This window comes from Saccharopolyspora sp. NPDC003752, from assembly GCF_053605825.1.
Map to the genome: position 1 here is coordinate 1 of NZ_JBSGJZ010000051.1, position 23,764 is coordinate 23,764.

The 23,764-nt window shown below is 70.5% G+C and carries 22 protein-coding genes; 12 read left to right on the forward strand and 10 right to left on the reverse strand.

Going from position 1 to position 23,764, the window contains the following annotated elements; all coding sequences use genetic code 11:
* The first annotated feature begins 158 nt into the window (after nt 1-158).
* Complete coding sequence (gene ypfJ / locus ACWEV3_RS38165; RefSeq protein ID WP_452618573.1) at nt 159-1,085, forward strand: KPN_02809 family neutral zinc metallopeptidase; 927 nt, start codon at nt 159-161, stop codon at nt 1,083-1,085.
* An 83-nt stretch (nt 1,086-1,168) separates the two neighbouring features.
* Here the strand turns inward: ypfJ and ACWEV3_RS38170 are convergent, their stop codons facing one another.
* Nucleotides 1,169-1,432, reverse strand: a complete 264-nt coding sequence (locus tag ACWEV3_RS38170) for a GlsB/YeaQ/YmgE family stress response membrane protein (RefSeq protein ID WP_132485082.1) — start codon at nt 1,430-1,432, stop codon at nt 1,169-1,171.
* A gap of 219 nt (nt 1,433-1,651) precedes the next feature.
* Here ACWEV3_RS38170 and ACWEV3_RS38175 point away from each other — a divergent pair, with 219 nt between their 5' ends.
* The 3 genes from ACWEV3_RS38175 (at nt 1,652) to ACWEV3_RS38185 (ending at nt 6,691) form a co-directional block, all read left to right on the forward strand.
* Nucleotides 1,652-3,922, forward strand: a complete 2,271-nt coding sequence (locus tag ACWEV3_RS38175; protein ID WP_452618574.1) for an oxidoreductase — start codon at nt 1,652-1,654, stop codon at nt 3,920-3,922.
* A 79-nt stretch (nt 3,923-4,001) separates the two neighbouring features.
* Nucleotides 4,002-5,666 (forward strand): bifunctional metallophosphatase/5'-nucleotidase, encoded by a 1,665-nt coding sequence (locus ACWEV3_RS38180; protein ID WP_452618620.1) that lies wholly within the window; start codon nt 4,002-4,004, stop codon nt 5,664-5,666.
* Nucleotides 5,667-5,854: 188 nt separating this feature from the next.
* On the forward strand, nt 5,855-6,691 hold the full coding sequence (locus tag ACWEV3_RS38185; protein WP_452618575.1) for a VOC family protein: 837 nt from the start codon (nt 5,855-5,857) through the stop codon (nt 6,689-6,691).
* A gap of 7 nt (nt 6,692-6,698) precedes the next feature.
* On the opposite strand, the gene ACWEV3_RS38190 is transcribed toward ACWEV3_RS38185, so the two are convergent.
* Complete coding sequence (locus tag ACWEV3_RS38190; RefSeq protein ID WP_358595726.1) at nt 6,699-6,968, reverse strand: GlsB/YeaQ/YmgE family stress response membrane protein; 270 nt, start codon at nt 6,966-6,968, stop codon at nt 6,699-6,701.
* Nucleotides 6,969-7,309: 341 nt separating this feature from the next.
* Between ACWEV3_RS38190 and ACWEV3_RS38195 the strand changes: the two genes are divergently transcribed.
* A complete protein-coding gene (locus tag ACWEV3_RS38195) occupies nt 7,310-8,185 on the forward strand; it encodes a hypothetical protein (RefSeq protein ID WP_452618576.1) in 876 nt (291 codons plus the stop codon).
* 16 nt (nt 8,186-8,201) lie between these two features.
* Here ACWEV3_RS38195 and ACWEV3_RS38200 read toward each other — a convergent pair whose 3' ends face one another.
* The gene (locus tag ACWEV3_RS38200) at nt 8,202-9,092 is read right to left on the reverse strand and encodes a LysR family transcriptional regulator (RefSeq protein WP_452618577.1); all 891 of its coding nucleotides are present in this window, start codon (nt 9,090-9,092) and stop codon (nt 8,202-8,204) included.
* 85 nt (nt 9,093-9,177) lie between these two features.
* On the opposite strand from ACWEV3_RS38200, the gene ACWEV3_RS38205 reads away from it, so the two are divergent.
* Together ACWEV3_RS38205 and ACWEV3_RS38210 are read left to right on the forward strand one after the other, a co-directional pair.
* Nucleotides 9,178-10,020, forward strand: a complete 843-nt coding sequence (locus tag ACWEV3_RS38205; protein WP_452618578.1) for a PhzF family phenazine biosynthesis isomerase — start codon at nt 9,178-9,180, stop codon at nt 10,018-10,020.
* 18 nt (nt 10,021-10,038) lie between these two features.
* Nucleotides 10,039-10,194: a hypothetical protein gene (locus tag ACWEV3_RS38210; protein WP_452618579.1), complete on the forward strand. Its 156-nt coding sequence runs from the start codon at nt 10,039-10,041 to the stop codon at nt 10,192-10,194.
* Nucleotides 10,195-10,266: 72 nt separating this feature from the next.
* Here the strand turns inward: ACWEV3_RS38210 and ACWEV3_RS38215 are convergent, their stop codons facing one another.
* The gene (locus tag ACWEV3_RS38215; RefSeq protein WP_358565852.1) at nt 10,267-11,475 is read right to left on the reverse strand and encodes an acetyl-CoA C-acetyltransferase; all 1,209 of its coding nucleotides are present in this window, start codon (nt 11,473-11,475) and stop codon (nt 10,267-10,269) included.
* Between the two features lie 186 nt (nt 11,476-11,661).
* On the opposite strand from ACWEV3_RS38215, the gene ACWEV3_RS38220 reads away from it, so the two are divergent.
* From ACWEV3_RS38220 to ACWEV3_RS38240, 5 genes are all read left to right on the forward strand, one after another.
* Nucleotides 11,662-13,206, forward strand: a complete 1,545-nt coding sequence (locus ACWEV3_RS38220; protein WP_452618580.1) for a 3-hydroxyacyl-CoA dehydrogenase — start codon at nt 11,662-11,664, stop codon at nt 13,204-13,206.
* Between the two features lie 201 nt (nt 13,207-13,407).
* Nucleotides 13,408-14,568, forward strand: coding sequence for an acyl-CoA dehydrogenase family protein (locus ACWEV3_RS38225; protein WP_452618581.1), 1,161 nt, complete (start codon nt 13,408-13,410; stop codon nt 14,566-14,568).
* Nucleotides 14,569-14,783: 215 nt separating this feature from the next.
* Nucleotides 14,784-15,791 carry a glycoside hydrolase family 5 protein gene (locus ACWEV3_RS38230; protein WP_452618582.1) on the forward strand — a complete coding sequence of 336 codons (1,008 nt, stop codon included), beginning with the start codon at nt 14,784-14,786 and terminating at the stop codon, nt 15,789-15,791.
* Nucleotides 15,792-15,801: 10 nt separating this feature from the next.
* The gene (locus ACWEV3_RS38235; protein WP_452618583.1) at nt 15,802-16,599 is read left to right on the forward strand and encodes a heparin lyase I family protein; all 798 of its coding nucleotides are present in this window, start codon (nt 15,802-15,804) and stop codon (nt 16,597-16,599) included.
* 744 nt (nt 16,600-17,343) lie between these two features.
* Nucleotides 17,344-18,063, forward strand: coding sequence for an IclR family transcriptional regulator (locus ACWEV3_RS38240; RefSeq protein ID WP_452618584.1), 720 nt, complete (start codon nt 17,344-17,346; stop codon nt 18,061-18,063).
* Nucleotides 18,064-18,075: 12 nt separating this feature from the next.
* Here ACWEV3_RS38240 and ACWEV3_RS38245 read toward each other — a convergent pair whose 3' ends face one another.
* From ACWEV3_RS38245 to ACWEV3_RS38270, 6 genes are all read right to left on the reverse strand, one after another.
* Nucleotides 18,076-18,564: a nuclear transport factor 2 family protein gene (locus ACWEV3_RS38245; protein ID WP_452618585.1), complete on the reverse strand. Its 489-nt coding sequence runs from the start codon at nt 18,562-18,564 to the stop codon at nt 18,076-18,078.
* Nucleotides 18,561-19,994 (reverse strand): FAD-dependent oxidoreductase, encoded by a 1,434-nt coding sequence (locus ACWEV3_RS38250; protein ID WP_452618586.1) that lies wholly within the window; start codon nt 19,992-19,994, stop codon nt 18,561-18,563. Before ACWEV3_RS38250 ends, ACWEV3_RS38245 begins: the two co-directional genes overlap by 4 nt.
* Nucleotides 19,995-20,081: 87 nt before the next feature.
* The gene (locus ACWEV3_RS38255) at nt 20,082-20,900 is read right to left on the reverse strand and encodes an SDR family NAD(P)-dependent oxidoreductase (protein WP_452618587.1); all 819 of its coding nucleotides are present in this window, start codon (nt 20,898-20,900) and stop codon (nt 20,082-20,084) included.
* Nucleotides 20,901-20,935: 35 nt separating this feature from the next.
* The gene (locus ACWEV3_RS38260; RefSeq protein WP_452618588.1) at nt 20,936-21,328 is read right to left on the reverse strand and encodes a nuclear transport factor 2 family protein; all 393 of its coding nucleotides are present in this window, start codon (nt 21,326-21,328) and stop codon (nt 20,936-20,938) included.
* The gene (locus tag ACWEV3_RS38265) at nt 21,325-22,110 is read right to left on the reverse strand and encodes an SDR family NAD(P)-dependent oxidoreductase (protein ID WP_452618589.1); all 786 of its coding nucleotides are present in this window, start codon (nt 22,108-22,110) and stop codon (nt 21,325-21,327) included. The genes ACWEV3_RS38260 and ACWEV3_RS38265 overlap by 4 nt, the downstream gene beginning before the upstream one ends.
* Complete coding sequence (locus ACWEV3_RS38270; protein ID WP_452618590.1) at nt 22,107-23,429, reverse strand: MFS transporter; 1,323 nt, start codon at nt 23,427-23,429, stop codon at nt 22,107-22,109. The genes ACWEV3_RS38265 and ACWEV3_RS38270 overlap by 4 nt, the downstream gene beginning before the upstream one ends.
* Nucleotides 23,430-23,764 lie beyond the last annotated feature (335 nt).

The window sequence follows — 23,764 nt, forward strand, 5'->3', positions numbered from 1 at the left end:
GGTGGGCGATGCGGGTGTGGATGTGCGGTTGGTGTGGATTGTCCGCTCTCTCGGCGATTTCCCGCCGTGGTGCGCGTTTTCGGCTGCCGGGGTGGGCCGGATATCTTGGTCCGTGGCCGCTTCGCGGCCGGTCGGTGCGGAGGTCCCGGGAGGGCGCAGTGCGGTTCAACGACGATGCGGAGCTGGACGCCTCGCAGGTCGAGGACGTCGGTGGTTCCGGCGGCGGGATCGGCGGCGGCACCATCGCCGTCGGCGGCGGGGGACTGGCGCTCGTGGGGATCGTGCTCTACTTCCTGCTCGGCAACTTCACCGGCGGCGGTGGCCAGGTGCAGTTGCCGCTGAGCCTCGACCAGCTGCCCGCCGGCCAGCAGGCGGACGACCAGCGCCTGGCGCGGGAATGCCGGACCGGTGCGGACGCCAACAGGCGGGACGAGTGCGCGCTGGTCGCGTCGATCAACTCCATCCAGGGCTACTGGGGCGAGCAGTTCCAGAGCTCGGGCCGGAAGTACCAGGCCGCGCCGACGAAGTTCTTCCGCGGCGCGGTGAACACCGCCTGCGGCGGCGCGACCTCCGACGTCGGCCCGTTCTACTGCCCGGCCGACGCGGACGTCTACATCGACCTGGACTTCTTCAAGGAGCTCCAGACGCGGTTCGGCGCCCAGGGCGGGCGTTTCGTGGAGGCCTACGTGCTTGCCCACGAGTACGGCCACCACGTGCAGAACCTGCTCGGCACCAACTCGAAGGTCGATTCCCGGCAGACCGGGCCGACCTCGGGCGCGGTGCGCCTGGAACTGCAGGCCGACTGCTACGCCGGGGTGTGGGCAAACCACGCCACGACGGTGCCCACGCGCTCCGGGAAACCGCTGATCCAGGATATCTCCGCGGACGACGTCCGCCGTGCCCTGGACGCCGCCGGGCGCATCGGCGACGACTACATCCAGCAGCGCCTCGGCGGCGGCCGGGTCGACGAGAGCAAGTTCACCCACGGCAGTTCGGCGCAGCGCGAGAAGTGGTTCACCACCGGCCTGCGGACGGGGAACCCGAACGCCTGCAACACCTTCGACCCGAAGGTGAACCTGGGCTGATCCGCAATTTCCATTGAAATCGAACCTTCGATTTCAATGGAAATTGCGGACTGGTGCACTCGGGCGCCGCGTTCGGGTGGGGCTCAGCTCCGGGGCTTGCCGAAGATCAGGCGGTAGCCGACGAGCAGGATCAGTGCTCCCAGCACCGCCAGGCCCCAGGTGCGCAGGTCGAAGAACGTGCCGAGCTCGACGTGGAAGAGGGTCTTGCCGACCCAGCCGCCCACGAAGGCGCCCGCGACGCCGAGCAGGATGGTGACGATGCAGCCGCCCGGGTCCCGGCCCGGCATGAGGGCCTTGGCGATACCGCCCGCGATCAGTCCCAGCACGATCCAGCTGATGATGCCCATCGGCGTCCTCCCTGACGTTTCGTTCTACGGCGGCCGCAGCATTCCAGATCGCCGGATCGGGGTACGCCCCCGATCGGCCCGTCGTGATGTTGATCTCAGCGATCCGTGCGATCCACTGTGGACCTGATGCGGCGTCCGTCCGAAAGTCGCGTTGTCGTGGTGTCCGATCGGCTACGGTGCGTGTGGATCACTTGGTTCGACAGCGATGGAGAGCACGCCGTGCCGGGCAGACCGTGGGACAACGGTGGACCGCAGACCGCCGCTGAGCGGCGCTTCGACGAGCTGCTCAGGCCCAGCAGGGCGCCGGCGCAGCCCGCCGGCGAGCCCGCCCCGGGCGAGGGCAACGGCCAGGTCGCGCCCGCGGAGCGGGTGATCCGCGGCGAGTACTTCACCCAGCGGCTGATCGACTCCCTGGAGGAGGGCGGCTGGCGGCTGTTCAACCGGCGCGGCGCCCAGCCGCTGGTGATCGCGGTCGAGAACGCGCTGTTCACCGGCCGGGTCGATCTGCGCAACGCCGACCTGCCCTACCTGCTGGAGTTCGTCGGCTGCCGGTTCGAGACGGCCCCGGACCTGCGGCAGGCACGGCTGGCCGGGCTGGTGATGTGGAACTGCCGGTTCCCCGGGATCAACGCGCGCAACCTCTCGGTCAGCAACGACACCGTGCTCCGCCGGTGCCGGAGCATCGGCGTCGTGGACCTGGCCGACGCCGATCTCGGCGGCTCGCTGCTGCTCAACGACAGCGAGCTGCGCAATCCCGGGCGGCGCGCGATCTACGGCGACCGGCTCAAGGTGTCGGGCGCTCTGCTGGGCATCCGCCTGCAGGTCGCGGGCGAGATCCGCATCCCCGGCGCGCAGGTGGGCGGGAACCTGACGCTCTCCGGCGGAACCCTGCGCAACCGCGGCCGGAACGCGCTCAACGCCACCGGCATCCAGATCGGCGGCTCGCTGCGGTTCGACGTCGACCGGAACACCGACCGGGCGTTCACCGCGGCCGGCCGGCTCATGCTGCCGAGCGCGCGCATCGCCGGTGATCTGCGGCTCCGGAACGCGCAGCTCGAACCGGGCGTTCAGCCGCCGCGCCGCGGCGACTCCCAGCACGACGACCCGGCCGCCACCCTGGTCGCCGACCGCGCCGACATCCGCGGTGACATCCAGTTCGACCAGAACTTCCGCAGCGGCGGAACCCTCCGGCTGGTCAGCGCCACCGTAGGCGGCAACCTGCGGATGGCGGGCGCGCAGATCGATCTGCGCTGGCTGCGCCCGCCCGCCGCGTCGGTGGAGCAGCCGCTGCGCGCGGCGCACCTCGACGGCATGCAGATCTTCGGCAACCTCGACGCCCGCAACGTCGTCGTGCGAGGCCAGTTCCGGATGACCGACGTCACGGTCAACGGCAGCATCCAGTTCAACAACGCGAAGCTGGTGGGGCCGCGCACCGACGTCCTGCGGGCCAGCCGGGCGGTGGTGGGCAGCAACCTGGAATGCCGCGAGGCCGAGATCATCGGGTCGCTGCAGCTGCAGGGCGTGCGGGTCGGCGCGAACGTCGACCTGCGGTCGGCGCGGCTGACCAAGCCCGCCTGGCACCAGCACCGCAAGGGCTACAAGGCGTCGCTGGACCTGCGCGCGGCCCGGATCGAACGCGACCTGGTGTGCGCCGAGGGCTCGCGGACGTTCCGCGCGGAGGGCGCGGTGGAGCTGCGCTGGGCCACGATCGGCCGGCACCTCAACTTCTGGGGCTGCGAACTCGGCGACGGCTTCTCCCCGGCGGCGCTCAACGCCTTCGGCGTGGTGACGCAGGAGCTGACGCTGCTCCCGCACAGCGCGCCGCAGGGGCGGATCACGTTGCGGCAGGCGCGGTGCGAGCTGCTCGCCGACAACGCCGTGCTCTGGTCGGCCAGGGGAGGGCTCGACTTCGAGGACTTCGGCTACGAGAACTTCTCCGAGTCCTTCGAGCTCACCGACCAGGACCGAGTGCAGGAGCGGCTGGGCTGGCTGCGGGCCGCCTCCGGCGGCGCCTACCAGCCGGGCCCGTACGACCAGCTCGCGAACGTGTTCCGGGCCAACGGCCTGGAAGAGCACGCCGTCACGGCGCTCATCGAGAAGCAGCGCCACCGCTACGCGGCGACCAGCGCCACCACCCGGCCCGGGCTCCGGTGGACGGTGCGGTTGTGGAGCCTGCTGCAGCGGATCACCGTCGGCTACGGCTACCGACCGCTGCGGGCGCTGGCCTGGATGCTGCTGTTCGCGACCGCCGGCACGGCCTGGTTCGCCGTCCACCCGCTGATCCCGGTCAACGAGCAGGACCACCCGGTGTGGAACCCGCTGCTGTACACATTGGACCAAATGTTGCCGGTGGTGACCCTCGGCCAGGACGACATGTGGCAGGCCCGCGGCGTTTCGCAGTGGGTGACCGTCATCCTCGTGGCCGTCGGCTGGACGTTGGCGACGACCGTCGCGGCGGGCATCAGCAGGGGCCTGCACCGGGAACGCTGACCGGCGGACCGGACGACGGCCGCCGGAGGAGCAGGAAACCGGAGGGAAGCCAGTGAAACGATATCGGGTTGGCCGCCGCATCGCGGCGATCGGGACGGCGGCGCTGGTCGCCGCGGCGTTGCCGGTGTCGGCGAACGCCCAGCCGGAGCCCACCACCGAGGTCCGGCTGATCGCGTTCAACGACCTGCACGGCAACCTGGAGCCGCCGGCCGGTTCGTCCGGGAAGGTGACGTTGCCCGACGGCGGCACGGTCGATGCCGGTGGCGCCGCGTTCCTGGCCACCCACGTCGCCCGGCTGCGCGCCGAGAAGAGCAACTCGCTGGTGCTTTCGGCGGGCGACAACATCGGCGCGTCGCCGGTGAACTCGGCGCTGTTCCACGACGAGCCGACCGTCGAGTTCCTCAACGAGATCGGGATCGCCGCGGCGGTCGTCGGCAACCACGAGTTCGACGAGGGCTACCCTGAGCTCCAGCGCGTCCAGTCCGGCGGCTGCCACCCGGCCGACGGGTGCCAGTTCCGCGATTCCTACGGCGGCGCGGACTTCCCGTACCTCGGCGCGAACGTCGCCTTCGACGACGGCCGGCCCGCCCTGGCGCCGTTCAGCGTCGAACGCGTCGGCGGGGTGCCGATCGGGATCATCGGCGTGACGCTGGAGGACCTGCCGGCGATGGTCACGCCCGAGGCGATCAAGGGCCTGAAGTTCGGCGACGAGGTCGAGGCCATCGACCGCACTGCGGACCTGCTGGACAGCGCCGGGGTGAAGGCCCAGGTCGTGCTGCTGCACCAGGGCGACAACACCGAGGGAGGCGGCCCGGACGACTGCCGGGTGACGCCGGGTCCGGCGACGGAGATCGCCACCAACGCCTCGCCGAAGGTCGACCTGATCTTCACCGGGCACAGCCACCAGCAGTACAACTGCGTGATCGACGACCCGGCGGGCAACCCGCGCACCGTGCTGCAGGGCGGCTCCTACGGCCGGCTGCTGTCGGTGGCGGACCTGACCATCGACCGGCTCACCAAGGACGTCGTGCGACCGGCGACGAAGGCGCACAACGAGATCGTCACCCGCGACGTGCCGCCGGACCCCGCCGCGCAGAAGCTGATCGACGAGGCCGCCGGGAAGGCCAGGCCCATCGCGAACCGCCAGGTCGGCACGATCACCGCGGATCTGTTGCGGGAGCCCGCGCCCTCCGGCGAGTCCGCGCTCGGCGACGTGCTCGCCGACGCGCAACTGGAGGCCACCACCGGCAACGGCGCGCAGGTGGCGATCACCAACCCGGGCGGGATCAGGACGGACCTGGTGCACGCATCCTCGCCGGAGGGCGAGGGCGACGGGGTGGTCACCTACGGCGAGACCTACGCGGTGCAGCCCTTCGGCAACGTCATGCAGACGATGACGCTGACCGGGGCGCAGCTGAAGAACGTCCTGGAACAGCAGTGGCAGCCGAACGCGACGCGGATCCTGCAGGTCTCCTCGACGCTGCACTACACCTACTCCGCGTCCGCGCCCGTCGGTTCGAAAGTCTCCGGCATCACCATCGCGGGCAAGCAGGTCGACCCCAACGCGCCCTACCGGGTGTCGGTGAACAACTTCCTCGCCTCCGGCGGGGACGGGTTCACCGAGTTCGCCGGGGGAACGGAAATCGCAGGTGGGCCGGTGGACCTCGACGCGCTCGTCGGCTACCTGGGCGCGCACGCCGGGCTGGCGCCGCCGCCGGCGGATCGCATCGCGGTCGCCCCGTAACGCCGCTCGTGGGGCCCGCGCACCGCGGGCCCCACGGGAGTCGTTCGGGGACAACGCGTTTCGGCCCATGATGTCCGAATTCTCCGGCTGCTTGGCCGGATCGTGATCTTCGTCGACCCGTTGCCGCGCGAACCGGCGCGATAATGGGATTGATGATCATGAGCCGACCACTGGGGGGTGGGCCTGTCGTGGGAACCCGATCGGATGCGCCGCGCGAAGACCTCCGCGCCGGGACGCCGTGCTGGATCGAACTGATCACCACCAACGTCGACAAGGCCTGCGAGTTCTACTCCGGGCTGTTCGGCTGGGAGTACGAGACGCACCGCGATCCGCGGGCCGGGCTGCACGTGATCGCCCTGCAGGAGGGCTTCCCCGTGGCGAGCATCCGCGAATCCGCCGACGACCGCTCGCAGTGGCGGTTGTTCCTCTCCACCGGCAACAGCTCGGCCACCGCCGCCGCTGCCGGGAGGCTGGGCGCGCGGATCATCGTGCCGCGCAGCCGGGTGCCGGAGCTGGGCGTGAAGCTGGTGCTGTCCAGCCCCGCGGACGACGAATTCGGCCTGCTGGAGCCGGACGAGGCCTGGCAGTTCGACGTCGGCCTGCCGGGCACCCTGGTGTGGGCGGAGCTGGTGACCATCAAGGCCCAGACCGCGGACCACTTCTACGGCGAGCTGTTCGGCTACACCGCGGAGCAGTTCGGCACGGAACACCGCACCGGGTACGCCGTCTGGTACCTCGACGACGAGTCGATGCTCGCCCGCGTCAGCATGATCCGCGAGCTCATGAGCACCCAGGCCCGGCCGCACTGGCTGCTCTACCTCGGCGTCGACGAAGCCGTCGGAACCGACGACGTGGTGCACCGGGCGATCGCCCTGGGCGGCCGGGTCCGGGTCGATCCCTACGATTCGAGCCTCGGCCGCGCGGCCGTCCTGCGGGATCCGACCGGGGCGCGCTTCGCGCTGGTCGACCCCAGCCAGGCCAGCGAGTACGGCACCGCGGCCAACGACGATCCCTACGACGACTGAGACCGGGTCAGCGGTTGAGGCGCTTCCGCCCGGTGACCTTGTTGTAGACGACCAGGACGATGACGGCGCCGATGATCGAGCCGATCCACCCGGCGGGCTGGAAGCCGCGGAAGCCGACGGTGAGCAGGCCGAACAGGAAGCCGCCGACGACCGATCCGGCGACGCCGACCACGATCGTCATCAGCAGGCCGATGTCGTCCTTGCCCGGCACCACGGCACGGGCGATGAAGCCCGCGATCAGCCCGAACACGATCCACCCGATGATCGTCCAGAACATCGCACTCACCCCGTCGTCGGTGGTCCACCCTGCCGGATCAACGCTACCGGATCGCGCAACCACGAGGCGCCGTCGCGGCCGCCGACCGTCCTGTTTCGACAGTGGTGATCCGGCGCACGCCCGGCGATTTCCCACGTCAAACGGGCATCCGCGGACGAACGTGGGGGAGGTAACAGCCCTTGCTCGGCTGTTCATCCCGGTCGCCCAGGCCGACCCGGTGGCCGCGGACGACGCCAAGAGCCGCGGGTGGGCCCGCCGAACGCGGCGGGGCCCACTTCCCGCTTTCGCCGGTCTCCGGGCGCGTGGGCCTGGCACGATGGCGACTTCGTCGAAGGAGGAGCATGGACCTACCGTCGGTTCCCGCCAGCGTCACCACCCTGATCGGCTCCGGGCAGCTGCCGCCGGAAATCGCCGCGTTCTTCACCGCTTCCGGAGGACTGGCCGAGGAAGCGGGTTGGGGGCACGTCTCGTCGGCCGTGGAGGAGCTGCTGGCGGCCGGGGACGTGGCCGAGGACGTTCGAGGCGTGCTGGCGCTCGCCGGCGCGTACGGCCGCCTGGACGAGCTCGAAGACTGCGTGGACCCGGACGAGATGGACGAGGACAACGACCGGGCCGTCGAGCTGTTGCAGGCAGCCGAAGCCGGCGGCGCCGACGAGGACGAGACCGCCGAGCTGTGGTGGTACTCCGACCACCTGCGGGCGTCCGCGGACGGCATGCGCGAGTACATCGAGGAGATGGAAGCCTACGTCGCCAAGCACGGGGCGACTCCGCGCGGGCGGCTGGAAGCGAAGTTGGGTCCGGCCAACGACCTCTACGCCGCCGGCGATCGCGCCGCGGCGGTCGCGTTGTTCCGCGAGGTCGCGGAAACCTCCCCCTGGGACTCCGATTTCAGCGGCTGTTCCGACCTCATCGGCGTCGGCTGGTGCCGCCTGCTGCACGACGCGGCCCACGTCGACGGCCCGGAGGCGGCGCGGAAGACGTGGCAGGAAGCCAGAACCCACTTCCGGGCGGCGCGGTTTCCCCACGGGATGCACGCCTGGCCGTTGATCGAGATGCTGTTGGGCACCGGGGTGCCGGACATCATCGAGGTGATCATCCGCGGGTGGATCGAGGCGGCCGAGGAGGCTGGCGAGGGGGACGTGCCGGTGACCGAGGAGCAGCAGCACATCTTCGAGCTCGCCCTGGCCGAGATCGAGGCCGCTGCCGGGACGGCCTAGCGGATCCCCTTGCCGGTCAACGGGATTGCCGCCCGGCCTGCGCGATGGCTTCCGCGGTGGTGGTGACGGCGGGGGAGGCCCACCTGCGCTGGTTCGTCACCAGGTGCAGCGGGGTTTCGGCCAGTTCCGGGCCGTTCACGCGGCACAGCGACCCGTTCGTCAGCTGGTCGACGACGGCGAGGCGGGGCAGCACGGACAGGCCGAGCCCGGCGGCCACGCAGGAGCGGGCCGCTTCGATGCTGCCGAAGCGGGTGATCCGCGGCCGCGCCGCCGACGCCGACGTGAGATCGCGCAGGAACCGGTCCGTGTAGGAACAGCCTTCCTCCAGCAGGAAGTACTGGTACGCCGCGAGGTCCTGCCAGTCGTGGTGTCCACCGGCGGCCGGGTGCCCCGCAGCTGCGACGAGCTCGATGGCCTGCCCGCCGATCGTCCGCGCGGAGTACTCGGTCGCGACGTCGTCGTCGAGCAGCAGCGCGATGTCCAGGCCGCCTTCCGGGCGCCCCAGACCTTGCAACGCGTTCGCGGTGCTCAGTGGTTTCAGGTGCACCTGGATGTCGGGGTGCGTCGTGGCAAGCGCCGAGATCACCTGCGGAAGCAGGTACGCGCACAGCGATTCGGTGGCCCCGATGACGACCTCGCCGCCGATGGTGCCGCCGCTGCCGGCCGAGTCGTGCAGGCGCCGCTCGACGTCCAGCAGGTCGCGGGCGTGCGTCGCGACGCGCCGACCCGCGTCGGTCAGGCGTGCCCCCTGCGGGAGGCGGTCGAACAGCCGCACGTCGAGCTCGCCCTCCAGCGCTTTGATGTGGCTGGTGACGGTGGATTGGACGACGTGCAGTTCCGCCGCGGCGGCGGTGAAGCTGCCGGTGCGGGCCAGGGCCATGAAAGTCTGCAGGAGGCGGGTGTCCACGGGTAGGAGTCTATCGAGTTTTGAAATAGGGTCCATCGAAATCAATCGTTGGACGCGATAACTACCTGGTGGCAGAGTTCTTGGCATGACCGATGTGCAGCGCTTCTCCGCATTCACCACCGACCCCAGCGGCGGCAACCCGGCCGGTGTCGTGCTCGACGCCCGCGGGCTCGACGACGCCACCATGCAGCGGATCGCCGCCGACGTCGGCTACTCCGAAACCGCCTTCCTCGCTCCGATGGAGGCCACCGAGCGCCGCTACCGGCTCCGCTTCTTCAGCCCGCTGGCCGAGGTCGCCTTCTGCGGTCACGCCACGGTCGCCACCGCCGTCGCGCTGGCCGAGCGCGACGGGATCGGCGACATCACCTTCGAAACGCCCGCGGGCACCATCGAGGTGAGCACCGACGAGCGGGAATCGATCGTCGCCAGCCTCACCAGCGTGCCCGCCCGCTCGCGGCCGGCGACCGCCGACGAGCTCGGCCGCGCCCTGGAGGCCCTGCGCTGGTCGGCCGACGACCTCGACCCGGCCTGGCCGTCGCACGTCGCGTTCGGCGGCAACAACCACCTCGTGCTCGCCGCTCGGTCGCGCGAGCGCCTGGCCGATCTCGACTACGACTTCGACGCGCTCGCCGGCCTGATGCGCGAGTACGACTGGACCACGGTGCACCTGTTCTGGCAGGACGAGGCGGGAGTCGTGCACGCCCGCGACCCGTTCGCGATCGGTGGCGTGGTCGAGGACGCGGCGACCGGCGCTGCGGCGGCCGCCTTCGGCGGCTACCTCCGGACCCTGGGGAAGGTCTCCGAGCCGGAGCGGATCACCATCGTGCAGGGGCAGGACATGGGGCGGCGCAGTGAGCTCATCGTCGACATCGACCCCGAGGACCCGCGGGTGACCGTCACCGGCGCCGCCGTGCCGATCGTGCGGTAGCCGCATCAGCCGCCGAGGTTGTCCGCGCATCTGGCGAGCGCGCAGTGGGAGAGCGTGCAGGCGTTCCAGGAGATGCTGGCGGACCCGGCGTGCCATGAGCACATGTCGGCGGCGCGCGAGATCGCCGGCGCGGAGCCGTTCCGCTACGAGGTGGCGTCGGTGCACCACAGCTGAAGCCTGTTTCCAGGCTCGCTTTGCTTGGCGGTGCGGGCACCCGTTCACGTCACGGGTGCCCGTCGCCTTTGATCAGATGCGTTCGAAGACGGCGGCGAGGCCCTGGCCGCCACCGATGCACATCGTTTCCAGGCCGTAGCGGGCCTCGCGGCGGTGCATCTCGCGCGAGAGCGTCGCGAGGATGCGGCCGCCGGTGGCGCCCAGCGGGTGGCCCAGCGAGATCCCCGAACCGTTGACGTTGAGCCGCTCGAAGTCGGCGGGCTTGAACTCCCACTCGCGGGTGCAGGCCAGCACCTGCGCGGCGAACGCCTCGTTGAGCTCGATCAGGTCGACGTCGGCCAGCCCGATTCCGGCGCGCTGCAAGGCCTTCGCGGTCGCCGGCACCGGTCCGATGCCCATCGTGCGCGGCGGCACCCCGGCCCGCGCCCAGGACACCAGCCGCACCAGCGGCCGCAGTCCGAGCTCGGCCGCGCGCTCCGGCGTCGTCACCACGCACACCGCGGCCGCGTCGTTCTGCCCGCTGGCGTTGCCCGCGGTGACCGTCGCCTCCGGATCGGCCTTGCCCAGCACCGGCTTCAGTGCCGACAGGGTGTCCATTGTGGTCTCCGGACGCGGGTGCTCGTCGACGTCGACCACGGTGTCTCCCTTGCGGGAGCGCACCGTCACCGGCACGATCTCGTCGGCGAAGAGCCCGGCCTGCTGCGCGGCGCCGGCGCGCTGCTGCGAGCGGACCGACAGCTCGTCCTGCTCGGTGCGCGAGATTCCGTATTCGCGGCGCAGGTTTTCGGCCGTTTCGAGCATCCCGCCCGGCACCGGGAAGTTCTTGCCGCCCGCGGTCACCCGGCCGCGTGCCAGCGCGTCGTGCAGTTCCAGCCCGCTGCCGCGGATTCCCCACCGGGCCTCGGTGGTGTAGAACGGCGCGCTGCTCATGCTCTCCGCGCCGCCGGCCAGCACCACGTCGCTGACGCCGGTCTGCACCTGCATCGCGGCGTCCAGCACGGCCTGCAGGCCGGAACCGCAGCGGCGGTCCACCTGGGTGCCGCCGACCTCGACGGGCAGGCCCGCGTCCAGCGCGGCGACGCGGCCGATCGCCGGGGCGTCGGAGTTCGGGTAGCACTGGCCGAGGATCACCTCGTCGACCGCCTCGCCGGGCAGCCCGGTGCGCGCCAGCAGCGCCTCGATCACCGTCGCCGCCAGCTCCACGGCCGGCACGGTCTTGAACACCCCGCCGAACCGGCCGATCGGGGTCCGCAGCGGTTCGCAGATCACCGCTTCGCGCATCGCTTGCTCCTTCGAGTCCCGGTGGGCGGCCGCTCCGCCGCCGTTTCGTTCGTAGCACAGCGTCGCGGGGCGCGGAAACGCTCGGCGATTATGTTCGATCACGTCTTACTGGCAGGGCAATTCAGTATTGGACGGTATCGGCAAGCCGTGCGATGGTGCGTCGGAGGAAACCTTGGGAGGTCGGCCATGCAGTGGGCGCAGCAGGTCAACACCGTGCGGGTGATCGGCACCGGCGTGATGGGGCGCGGCATCGCGCAGCTGGCCGCGGCCGCCGGGCTGACCGTGGAGCTCGCCGACGCCCGCCCCGAGGCCGTGTCCGCCGCGGTCGACCAGATCGGGCAGATGTTCGACAAGCTCGCCGGCAAGGGCCGGATGACCGGCACCGAGGCCGCCGCGGCGCGGGCCCGGCTGCAGCCGGTCGGCAGCCCGCTGGCGCCCACCGGGTGCGACCTGGTGATCGAGGCGGTCCGCGAGGACCTGCCGACCAAGCGCGAGCTGTTCGCCGAGCTGGAGAAGATCTGCCCGGCGCACACCGTGTTCGCCACCAACACCAGCTCGCTGTCGGTGACCTCGATCGCCACCGCGCTCGCCGACCCCGGCCGGCTGGCCGGCCTGCACTTCTTCAACCCCGTCCCGCTGATGCGCCTGGTCGAGGTGATCCCCGGCGCCCGGACCGCCGAGTGGATCCCGGCCGCGCTCGTCGACCTGGTCCGGCGGCTGGGCCACCAGCCGGTGCGGGCCACCGACACGCCGGGCTTCCTGGTCAACCACGCCGGCCGCGGGCTGATCACCGAGGCGCTGCAGATCCTGGGCGAGGGCCTGGCCGCGCCCGCCGACGTCGACCGGATCTGCCGCGACGTGCTGGGCCTGCGGATGGGCCCGTTCGAGCTGATGGACCTCACCGCGCTGGACGTCACGCACCCGGCGACGGAGAGCATCTGGTCCGGCTACTACGGCGATCCCCGGCTGCGGCCGTCGCCGATCACCCGATCCCGGCTGGAAGCGGGGCTGCTCGGCCGCAAGGTCGGCGAAGGCTTCTACGCCTACGCCGACGGCGCGCAGCAGGAGTCGCCCGAACCGCAGGCGCCGCAGGCGGAGACGCACCCGATCTGGTCGGACAACGCGGAGCTGCTCGACGCGCTGGGCGCGGCGGGCGTGCCGGTGGAGCGCGGCGACGAGCCCTCCGAAGCAGCCGTCATCCTCCTCGCCCCGTACGGCCACAGCGCCGCGACCGCCGCGCTCTCGGCCGGGTTGCCTCCGGCGCGGGTGTGCGGCGTGGATCCGCTCAGCACGGAGAAGCGGTTCACGCTGACCGTGCACCCGGCGACCGATCCGGCACTCGCGCGCTCGGCCTGGGCGGCGCTGGCCGCGACCGGCCGGGCGGTGACCGTCGTCCGCGACGGCGCGGGCATGATCGCGCAGCGGCTGCTGGCGTCGATCGTGAACACCAGCTGCTTCATCGCTGAACAACGCCTCGCCACGCCCGGCGACATCGACACGGCAGTGCGCCTCGCGCTCGGCTACCCGCGAGGTCCCCTGGAATGGGGACAGCACGTCGGCCCGCGCCGCGTGCTGGCGGTGCTGCGCGCCCTGCAGTCGGCCACCGGCGACCCGCGCTACCGGCCCAGCCGCTGGCTGGTCGAACGGGCCGAACTCGGCCTCGGCCTCACCGAAACCGGCACCACGCCGCAAGACCTGCTCGCCGGACCGGCGGCCCCCGCGAGCAGCTGACGCGAACGGCCTGTTCGCCTCGTAGATCGAGACGAACGGTCCGTTCACCTCTCACAAGCGACTCCCTGAAGCGGCCCGTCGGAACCGGCGGCGCGAACGGCCTGTTCACCTCGTCCAGCGGGACGAACGGTCCGTTCGCCTCGGAGCGGTGGACGGGCGCGCGGCCGAACAACACGAAGCGCGAGATGCAAGAGGACCACTGTGGACTTTGAACTGACCGACACCCAGGTCGCCTTCCGGGAGATGGCGGCCCAGTTCGTCGACGCCGAGATCGTGCCGCACGTGCGCGAGTGGGACCGCCGCGAGGAGGTCGACCTCGGGATCGTGCGCAAGCTCGGCGAACTCGGCTTCCTCGGGCTGACGCTCCCGGAGGAGTACGGCGGGGTCGAGGCCGACATGGTCAGCTACGCGCTGGTCATCGAGGAACTTGGCCGCGGCGATTCCTCGGTGCGCGGCATCGTCTCGGTGTCGCTGGGCCTGGTGAGCAAGTCCATCGCCACCTACGGCACCGAGGAGCAGAAGCGGCGCTGGCTGCCGATGCTGACCAGTGGTGAGGGCCTGGGCTGCTTCGCGCTGACCGAGCCGGACGCCGGCTCCGACCCCGGCTCGCTGACCACCCGCGCCCGCCGAGACGATGGGGACTGGGTGATCACCGGCCAGAAGATGTTCATCACCAACGGGACCTGGGCCAAGGTCGCGCTGCTGTTCGCGCGCACCAGCGACGACGGCGGCCGCGGCATCACCGCGTTCCTGGTGCCCACCGACTCGCCCGGCTTCACCGCGAACACCGTGCACGGCAAGCTCGGCCTGCGCGGGCAGGCCACCGCGGAGCTGGTGCTCGACGAGGTGCGGGTGCCGGATTCGGCGCGGCTCGGCGAGGTCGGCAAGGGCCTGGGCATCGCGCTGGGCGCGCTGACGAAGGGCCGGATCTCGGTCGCGGCCGGCGCGGTCGGCGTGGCGCAGGCCGCGTTGTCCGCCGCAACCCGGTACGCGGGGGAGCGCGTGCAGTTCGGCAAGCCCATCGCGGCCCGGCAGCTGGTGCAGGAACTGCTCGCCGATTCCGCCGTCGAGGTCGAGGCCGCCCGGCTGCTGACCTTGCGGGCCGCGTCGCTGGCCGAGCGCGAGGTGTCCCGCCAGGAGCTGACCACCGCGTCGTCGATGGCGAAGCTGCACGCCAGCGAAACGGCCGTGCGGGTGTCCAACAACGCGTTGCAGGTCTTCGGCGGGTACGGCTTCATCGACGAGTACCCGGTGGGCAAGTACGTCCGCGACGCGCGCGTGCTGACCCTCTACGAGGGCACCAGCCAGGTCCAGAAGCTGATCATCGGCCGCGCCCTCACCGGCGTCGACGCCCTCACCTGATCTGCGTTCACGAATCTGAACGAACAGCACCCCCGGTCGGCATCGCCGACCGGGGGTGCCCTTTTCGCATGGGTGGCAAGTCCCTGTTCCGGGGTATTGACGGTGTTTTGCCGGTATCGCTATCGTGACGCGAACTGGAAACTAAGTTTCCTGTTTCCCGCCGCCAGGATCGGGAGCCGCCACCGCGGCTCTGCTCTTCGACCGAGGAGATTTCGATGAGGTGGCAGAACTCCGCACGCGCCGTCACCATCGCCGCGGCCCTGCTGTTGACCAGCACCGCGGCCCAGGCCACAACCCAAGAGCCGGAACTGGATCCCGTTGTCGCCAACGGGATTTTGTCTGTCTGCGGCAAGACGCTGTGCAACAGCAGCGGGGCTCCGGTGCAGCTGCGCGGCATGAGCACGCACGGCCTGCAGTGGTACAGCCAGTGCGTCAACGACGCGTCGCTGGACGCGCTGGCCGACGACTGGCAGGCCGATGTGCTGCGGATCTCCATGTACATCCAGGAAGGCGGCTACGAGGACGATCCGGCCAAGTTCACCGAACTGGTCGACAAGTACGTCGAGGCGGCCAGCCAGCGCGGCATGTACGCGATCATCGACTGGCACATGCTCGATCCCGGTGACCCGAACTACAACCTGGACCGCGCCAAGACGTTCTTCACCGAGATGGCCAAGCGGCACAAGGACAAGACCAACGTCCTCTACGAGATCGCCAACGAGCCCAGCGGCGTCGAGTGGTCGCAGATCAAGAGCTACGCCGAGGAGCTCATCCCGGTGATCCGCGAGCAGGACCCGGACTCGGTGGTGCTGGTCGGCACCCGTGCCTGGTCGTCACTGGGGGTTTCGGAGGACTCCAACGAGCAGGAGATCGTCGACAACCCCGTCAACGCCGACAACATCATGTACACGTTCCACTTCTACGCGGCGTCGCACGGGCAGGAGTACCTGGACACGTTGTCGCGCGCGGCCGACGAGCTGCCGATGTTCGTCACCGAGTTCGGCACGCAGGAGGCCACCGGCGACGGCGGGAACGACTTCGACATGGCCCAGAAGTACATCGACCTGATGGCTTCGAAGAACATCAGCTGGACCAACTGGAACTACTCCGACGACTCCCGCTCCGGCGCGGTGTTCAAGGAGGGCACCTGCGAGAACGGGCCGTACCCGGGCACCGGCCAGCTCAAGCCCGCGGGCGAGTGGGTCCGCGAGCGGGTCAAGTGAGGTGATCCCGGTGCGGAAACTGCTCCGCGCGGGCACGGCGCTCGCCGCGGCGCTGGGGCTGGCGGTCACCGCGGCGGATGAGCTGCGGGTGCCGGGACCGGCGCCGGCCGTCGCGGCGGCCCCGCAGGCCCAGGCGCCCGTCTGGACCGCCGAGACCGACCGCGGTACCTCGGTCTTCGAGGGGATCGAGACCAAGCCCGGCAGCGTCGAGGTGGTGGCCGATCCGAAGGGCGAGCACGGCGACGTGTACCGGCTGCACACCTCCGGCGTGCCCGAGGGCTCGGAGCGGGTGCGGGTGGAGTCGCGCGGCCACAAGACGCCGGACGGCGGCCGGCTGCGGTTCACCGAGGGCGACACCTACTACATCGGGTGGCGTTCGATGTGGGACCCGCTGCCGACGAAGACCGGGGAATGGGTGGCGTTGTGGCAGCTCAAGGACTACGGCTCGGGTGCCGCCACGCCGCCGCTGTCGCTGCGGGCCCGCGGCGACGTGCTCGACCTGGAGTACTGCGACCCGGACATGAAGACGACGCAGCTGTGGAAGATCCCGCTGCCCAGGGACAGCTGGAACAGCTTCGTCGTCGGGGTGCACGTCTCCAGCGATCCGGGCAAGGGCTGGGTCAGGTTCTGGCACGACGGCGAAGAACAGGTCCTCAATGGACAGAAGCAGTTCCCGGCGGCGACGCTGCGCGCCGACTTCGTGACCGACAAGTGGGGCGTGTACCGCTCCGACGGCATCACCGGGGAGGCCACGGCCTACCTCGCCGGCGCCAAGGTCGGGAGGTCGTACGCGGACGTGGCCGGGTGACGTCCGGGCAATAGGGCCGTGCGTGGTTTGTGTTGCTGTGGCAGCACAAACCACGCACGGCTCGTCGGATCCGTCTGTCGCACGGGTGCGTTGGAGTCCACATCGGTCGGCCATGCGCCTGGGTGAAACGGCTGGTGCACAGGGGTTTCTGCCGTCGGTGGCGGGGTCTTCACGCCGGAACCGAGGCGGTAGGTGGTCGGGTGGGGGTTCGCTCCCGCCGCCAGACATGAACGAACCCCCGGCTGGTGGACGCGGATTCCGCGTCACCCCCGACCTTGGTGTCAAAAGTAGGGCAGTCGATCGGGTCGCGTCAAGTATGTGACGCACATTCAAGAATGTGAATTCTGTGAAATCCTTGGGAAATCCGGTGAGCGATGTGTCCACTGTGGAATATCTGCTTGGAACTGCTGCGGAACGGCCGGCTTCGCTGCATGGGTGTCCGGGTGCTGGGGCGGGTCTCGGGATGAGAAGCGAGGCCCGCGTCGTCCGCGCACTCGTGCCAGACGGCTCTCACTGCTGGAGCCTGGACGGACTTGAGGGCGCTCAGTCCGGCGACACCTTCCGCGGCCGGACACCGGCGATGTAGCTCCGGCCGCGGGTCCAGCCCGGCCGACCGCTTCCGCTGCGGAGCACGTTCTCGTCGACGCTCGCCACCAGAAGTCCATCGGCGCGCTGAGCTGGCCTTCGCGTGGTCGTCGCCGGTTGGATAGGATTGCGCGGGAAGTGCGATCGGCAAGGCGGCGGATGAGCGTGGAAGACAACCGAGGATCCTCGGTTTCGGGGGCCCAGACCCTCGACAGGGGAATCCGGGTCCTGTGGCACCTCGCCCGACGGCCGGACGGCGAGACGCTGACCGAGATGGCGCGCTCGTTGGGGCTCAACCGCAATGCGCTGCACCGGATGCTGGAGGCGCTCACCGCGCACAACCTGGTCCGGCGGACCGAGGACAAGCGGTACCACCTGGCCTACGGTCTCGTGGAGTTGGCGTCGGCGGTGGACAGTGATCTGCGCGGCCTGGCCTACCCGATCATGGCGGGGCTCGCCGACGCCGTCGATGCGACGGCGCACCTGATGGTGCCGGTCAGCGATGCCGAGGTACAAGCGGTGCTGGTGGTCGAGCCGCGGCTCGCCGCGGCGCACATCGCCTTCCGGACAGGTCAGCGCCACGCGATAGACCGCGGCTCAGGCGGTATTGCGATCTTGGCGGGCCGCCCACCCCGTGATGACGACCCGGCCGAGGTGGTGGCGGCCCGCGAGCAGGGCTACGCCGTTTCCACCGGTCACGTGATCCCAGGAGTCATCGGCGTTTCGGTGCCGGTGGAGACACCTCCGACGATGTCGGACGTCAGCATCGGTGTGTCGCTGGTCGATCCCGCTGCGGTCGAGCAGGTGGCGCCGCGGGTGGTGGCGGCAGCCCGCGAGGTGAGCGCGCAGCTGTTCGCCTCGCGCTCACGGGTGCGCTGACACCGCAGACCATCACTGCCGGTAGACCGGATCAGTGCCGTCCCTCCTGGAGCGGACCCAGCCGGGGTCGAGGCTGTCGGTGATGGTTTCCGCGCGGAACTCGTCGAAGACGACGACCCGGTCGGCGATGCGCCACTGGCCGCTGCGCCGTTCGAACCGGTCCACGTAGCGGCATCGGATGATGGCCAGTTCCTGCTCGGTCGCGCCGTCGACCGGCGCCTGCCTGAGGTAGCAGAGGCAGTAGGACTCGACCTCGGCCGCGTCGTCGCCGGTGAAGTCGATGAGCACGTTGCTGATGAAGTGCTGGGACGAGTCGATCGTGGTGTGCCGCCGCCGGATGTCCTCGATCAGGCCGCTCACCGGCCCGTGGTAACCACCGTGGTTGTCGATGGCGTCGGGGAAGTAGCAGTCCCGGATGCCGTCGTAGTCGAGCCGGTCCACCGCCCTCGCGTAGCGGTAGAGCACCTGCTCGATGGCGACCCGATCGTCCGATGTGGTCATTCGCCGCTCCCTGCGTCGTTGAGCCGTCGTGCTGCTTCCTGCCCGGCGAGCCGGCCGAGCACCAGGGCGTGGGCCACGGAATTCCCGCCACCCACGTAGCGTTCTCCGAGGATTCCCCCGGCCGCTTCGCCCGCCGCGTACAACCCCGGAACGACGTGGCCGCCGATGTCGAGCACGCGGGCGCGGCTGTCGATGCGCAGGCCGGTGTGCGTGCACACCAGCTCCGCGGGGAGCATCCGGACCGCGTAGAACGGACCGGTTCCCACCGGTGGCAGCCGGGGGTCGACCTGCTTGGCGGCCAGCGACTCGTGCCGGAGGAAGTCCTCGTCGTGGCCCCGCTCGAACAGCGCGTTGAACCGCTCGACGCTCTGGATGAGGTTGGCGGCCGGCACGCCGATCCGCGCAGCGAGCTCGGGCAGCGTGCCGGCGCACCGGACGACGCCTTTGCCGACCTCTTCGAGGACCCGGTCCGCCGCCCAGTCGGTGTAACCGGGCGGCAGGCCGGTGCGGGCCGCTTCGTCGAAGACCGCCCAGACGAATCCGCCGTGGTCCTTGAGGATTCCGGGGCTGACCGCATATGGGGCGTCCTCGTCCATGCACCGGTGGCCGTCGGCGTTGACGTGGATCCGGGACGCCGGCGGAAATCCGCTCTGCCAGTGGTGGAACCGCTGGAACTCGGCGGTGACCAGCAGCAGACCCCAGCCGTGCCCGAACAGCGACAGGTCGTGCCGCTCGGCCAGCGCGATGTGATCGCCCCGGCTGCCGGGGGCGGCGACGACGAACAGGCTGTCGCCGGCGATGCCGGCGTCCGGGAAGTACTCCCGCACCAGCTCGGGGTTCTGCGCCAGCCCACCGCAGGCCACGACGACGGAAGGCGCGGTGACCTCCGCGCCGTCGACGACCACCCCGCGCACCGCCGGGCCGTCGCGGAGCAGGTCGGTGGCGCGGCTGCCGAGCGCGAGATCGACCTTGAGTCGTCGCCGGGCGCGGTCCAGGGCCTGGACGAGCCCGTATCCCTGGTCCTTCGGCACGTGGCCGCGCCAGACGTCCTCGACGCCGGCGCGGGTCAACCCCGGCATGTGCGCGTTGCGGGACAGCTGGGCGGGGATCTCGACGCCGAGGTCGAGCAGCCAGTCGATGAGCGTGCCCGACTGCTCGCAGAACATCCGCGTCGGGCCGGGCAGCACGCGCCACTGGTTGAGGTCCATGTAGTGCTGGAACATGCGTTCCGGCGAGTCCTCGACACCCAGCGCCCGCTGCACGCCGGTGGCCGCGGCGGTCAGCATCCCGGCGGAGAGCTGCGTCGACCCGCCGATCTCGGCCTCGGATTCCAGCACCAGCACCCGCAGCCCGTGCTGCGCCGCCGATACCGCCGCCGCCAGCCCGGCGCCCCCGGCGCCGATGACGACGAGGTCGTAGTCGTAATCCATGGATCTACCTCAGTGCCTGTCTTCGATCTCGATCTTTTGTCCTGATGCGCCGCAGGCGCTTGCACAGCCACGAGAAGGCAGTCCCCCTCAGATGTGTTGGGAGCCGCCGTCGACCGGGATCACCGCGCCGGTGATGTACCGCGCGCTGTCGGACAGCAGGAAGTACAGGGCGCCGAAGACCTCGATGGGCGCGCCGACCCGGCGCAGCGGCACGGTGCTGAGCGCGCGGTCGAGCGCCGCCGGGTCCTCGCGCACCCATCGCGTCATCTCGGTGTCGACGAAGCCGGGCGCGATCGCGTTGACCCGGATGTTGTCCGAGCCCAGTTCCACGGCCATGCAGCTGGTCAGGTGCCGCACGGCGGCCTTGGACGAGTTGTAGGCCGCGCGGGTGGCGCGCACCCGGACCCCGGCCACCGAGGCCATGTTGACGATCGCGCCGCCGCCGTGTTCGCGCATGTGCCTGGCGGCGGTCTGCGCGCCGTAGACGACGCCGTTGACGTTGACCTGGTAGGTGGCGGTGAGCTGCTCCGGCGGGATCTCGGTGAACTCGGCCTGCGGGAAGATCCCGGCGTTGTTGACCCAGAAGTCGACTCGGCCGAACTCGTCGAGCCCGGCGCGCAGCAGGCCGTCGTGGCCGGCGGGGTCCGTGACGTCGGCGCGGTGGCCGACGACCCGCCCGCCGTCGGTGATCTGCCGGCCGACCTGCTCGGCGACCTCGGGCGCGCCGGTGAGGTCGCCGGCCACGACGTTGATGCCGCGCCGGGCGAGCTCGGTGGCGAAGACCGCGCCCATGCCGCGACCCGCACCGGTCACGACGGCGACCTTGCCGACGAGTTCGGGGTAGCTCGCGGCGATGGGGCTGTCGTCCGCGCGCGTCGGGTTGGCCTGGTCGTTCGGTGCCGTCATCGGGGATTCTCCAGGTGTTCGCAGGAAGAGGTGGTTCAGTCGCGGGTGACGACCCGCTCGGCGATCAGCCAGAGCCCGCCGCGGCGGACGAAGCTGTCGTCGATGGTGGTGACCCGGTCGATGGCCACCGCGTCGGAGCTCGTGGTCCGCACGATGAGCAGGTTGGCCTTGACGTGGCACTCGTCCGCGCTGATCTCGCGGTCGATGCAGACGTTGGTGACGATGTGGTGGGCTCGGGGGTTGTTCGCGGCGAAGGCCGCGGCGAACTCGGTGAGCGCTTCCCGTCCGCGGACGGGTTCGGGATAGGTGGGGGAGCGGAACACGCCGTCGGGGGTGAAGGTCTCGGCCCACTGCCGGGCCGCCCCGCCGTCGATGGCGTGGGCCTGTTTTCCCAGCAGGTTCAGGATTTCGAGGAGTGCGCCGGTCATGAGGCGTCCTCGGCGAGGGCGGTGGTGATGCGGTGGTAGGTGCCGCCGGACACCAGTCCGCCGTCGACGACGAGCTCGGTGCCGTTGATGTAGGACGCCTCGTCGGAGAGCAGGAAGGCGACCGCCCCGGCGATCTCCTCGGGCGCGGCCACCCGGCCGGCGGGCACGGACCGGAGGCTCTCGTCGACGAACCGGTGGTCACCGGAATGCAGCAGGGGAGTGTCGACCAGCCCCGGGTGGACGGAGTTCACCCGGACGCCCTTGGCGGCGAATTCCAGGGAGCCCACTTTGGACAGCCCGCGCACACCCCACTTGCTCGCCCCGTAGGAAGCGGAGAAGTAGCCGACCATCCCGGCGATCGAGGACACGTTGACCACCGACGCGCCCCCGGCTCGCGCCAGCGGGCCGGAGAGGAACTTCATCCCGAAGAAGACGCTGGACAGGTTGATGTCCACGACCCGGCGCCAGTCGTCGACCGACGTCTCGGCGATGCCTTTCCGGAAGCTCACACCGGCGTTGTTCACCAGGCCGTGCAACGGCTTCCCGTCGAGCGCCGTCGCGAGTCCGCGCCACGCATCGGGGTCGGCCACGTCGAGGTGGTGAGCCCGGCCGGTTCCTCCCGCCGCGGTGATTTCGTCGGCGACGGCGCGGGCGGCGGCCAGATCGATGTCGGCGAGCAGAACGTCGGCGCCTTCCCGGGCGAGGCAGAGCGCCTCCGCCCGGCCCATGCCGCTTCCGGCGCCGGTCACCACGATCCGGCGATCTCGAAACCTGGCTGTCATAGTGCGAGTTCCCTTCCCTTGGTCTCCTTGAGGAAGAAGGACGTGACGAGGCTGATCAGGGCGCAGGCGACGAAGTACCCGGCCGGAGCGAGCTTGTTGCCGGTCGAACTCACCAGCAGCGTCGCGACGAACGGCGCAGTGCCGCCGAGCAGCATGTTGGTCACGTTGTTGCCCAACGCGATTCCGCTGTACCGGAAGCGGGCCCGCAGCATCTCGGCGTACGTGGCGAACGAGACGCCGTTGACCACCGAGACGCAGATGAACAGCACGGCCGGGCCCAGGATCGCCAGCGGCGCTGGGCCGTCGGCCATCAGCATGAACATCGGCACCCCGAGCAGCGCCCCGGCCGCGGATCCGCCGATGAACACCGGTTTGCGCCCGATCCGGTCACCGAGGTAGCCCGAGATCGGCAGGGTGATCACGCCCAGGACCATCGCGATGCAGGTCGCGGCGAAGGCGAACTGCGGCGAGCGCTGCCCGGCGGTCTGCAGGTAGGTCGCGGCGTAGACCGAGGCGATGTAGTAGCCGCCGGTGATCACCGCGCCGAGCAGGATGATGGTGAGGACCTGCCGCCACGCGGTCGAAAGCACCGCGAACAGCGGGACCTTCACGACCTCGCTCTGCTGCTGGACGTCCGCGAACTGCTCGGTCTCGTCCAGCGAGTTGCGGATCCACAGCCCGACCACGCCGATGACCAGGCTCAGCAGGAACGGGATTCGCCAGCCCCAGGCCGCGATCTGCTCGGCCGACAGCCCCGTGGTCAGCGCGAGCGCCATCAGGGATGCGCACAGCGACCCGATGTAGGTGCCGGAGTTGACCATCGATGTCTGGAAGGCGCGCCACTTGGGCGGGGCGTGCTCGGAGACGAACGAGTTGGCGCCGCCGAGCTCACCGCCGGCGGCGAAGCCCTGCAAGCAGCGCGAGAGCGTCAGCAGCGCGGTCGCCCAGACGCCGAGCGTGGCGTAGGTGGGCAGCAGGCCCATCAGCGCGGTGGCTACTGCCATCAGCAGGATCGTCCAGGTCAGCGCCTTCTTGCGGCCGTACTTGTCGCCGATGTGGCCGAAGAAGATCCCGCCCGGCACGCGGAGGAAGAACGCCACGGCGAACGCGGCGAAGGTGCCGAGCAGCGCCGCGGTCGGATCGTCCTGGACGAAGAAGTGGGCGCTGACCATGGTCGCCATGTAGCCGTAGATGCCGAAGTCGTAGTACTCGACGACGGTGCCCAGGATGGCGGCGCGGATGACTTTGGCGTGCGACTGCGCGGGTCGCGCGCCCGCTTGGTCGGTGGCTGTGACGCCGTCGGTGGTGGAATTCGCCATTGAATGTCCTTCGGTGCGGCCCTCGTCCGGGACGAATGAGCGCATATGCTCAAATAGTGAGCGCGATGCTCACTAAATGGGAGTATATGGATCCGTCCCGTTCCTTGGCAACGGTCAACGGGCGCAACCGTGGGGCAGCACGAAGGTGAATGCTCCAGCGCAAGCGCCACCGCGGCGCCTCGCTGATCGACAAGCAGTGGCTGGTCGCCGCCGCGCATTGCGTGGACGGGCAGCAGCCCGGCAACATCCAGTGCCGGAGGGGGCGACCGGCCGCACCAGTGGTGGTGAGGTGGTCGAGTCGGACGAGTTCGCGGCCTACCCCAGTCGAAGCAGGA

Bases quoted from the DNA above. Each gene is read 5' to 3' on its own strand.
- ACWEV3_RS38170 (WP_132485082.1), bottom strand. From the start codon at position 1,432: ATGGGCATCATCAGCTGGATCGTGCTGGGACTGATCGCGGGCGGTATC.
- ACWEV3_RS38190 (WP_358595726.1), bottom strand. From the start codon at position 6,968: ATGTTCTGGACGATCATCGGGTGGATCGTGTTCGGGCTGATCGCGGGC.
- ACWEV3_RS38195 (WP_452618576.1), top strand. From the start codon at position 7,310: ATGGACCTACCGTCGGTTCCCGCCAGCGTCACCACCCTGATCGGCTCC.
- ACWEV3_RS38205 (WP_452618578.1), top strand. From the start codon at position 9,178: ATGACCGATGTGCAGCGCTTCTCCGCATTCACCACCGACCCCAGCGGC.
- ACWEV3_RS38215 (WP_358565852.1), bottom strand. From the start codon at position 11,475: ATGCGCGAAGCGGTGATCTGCGAACCGCTGCGGACCCCGATCGGCCGG.
- ACWEV3_RS38220 (WP_452618580.1), top strand. From the start codon at position 11,662: ATGCAGTGGGCGCAGCAGGTCAACACCGTGCGGGTGATCGGCACCGGC.
- ACWEV3_RS38230 (WP_452618582.1), top strand. From the start codon at position 14,784: ATGAGGTGGCAGAACTCCGCACGCGCCGTCACCATCGCCGCGGCCCTG.
- ACWEV3_RS38240 (WP_452618584.1), top strand. From the start codon at position 17,344: ATGAGCGTGGAAGACAACCGAGGATCCTCGGTTTCGGGGGCCCAGACC.
- ACWEV3_RS38245 (WP_452618585.1), bottom strand. From the start codon at position 18,564: ATGACCACATCGGACGATCGGGTCGCCATCGAGCAGGTGCTCTACCGC.
- ACWEV3_RS38250 (WP_452618586.1), bottom strand. From the start codon at position 19,994: ATGGATTACGACTACGACCTCGTCGTCATCGGCGCCGGGGGCGCCGGG.
- ACWEV3_RS38255 (WP_452618587.1), bottom strand. From the start codon at position 20,900: ATGACGGCACCGAACGACCAGGCCAACCCGACGCGCGCGGACGACAGC.
- ACWEV3_RS38260 (WP_452618588.1), bottom strand. From the start codon at position 21,328: ATGACCGGCGCACTCCTCGAAATCCTGAACCTGCTGGGAAAACAGGCC.
- ACWEV3_RS38265 (WP_452618589.1), bottom strand. From the start codon at position 22,110: ATGACAGCCAGGTTTCGAGATCGCCGGATCGTGGTGACCGGCGCCGGA.
- ACWEV3_RS38270 (WP_452618590.1), bottom strand. From the start codon at position 23,429: ATGGCGAATTCCACCACCGACGGCGTCACAGCCACCGACCAAGCGGGC.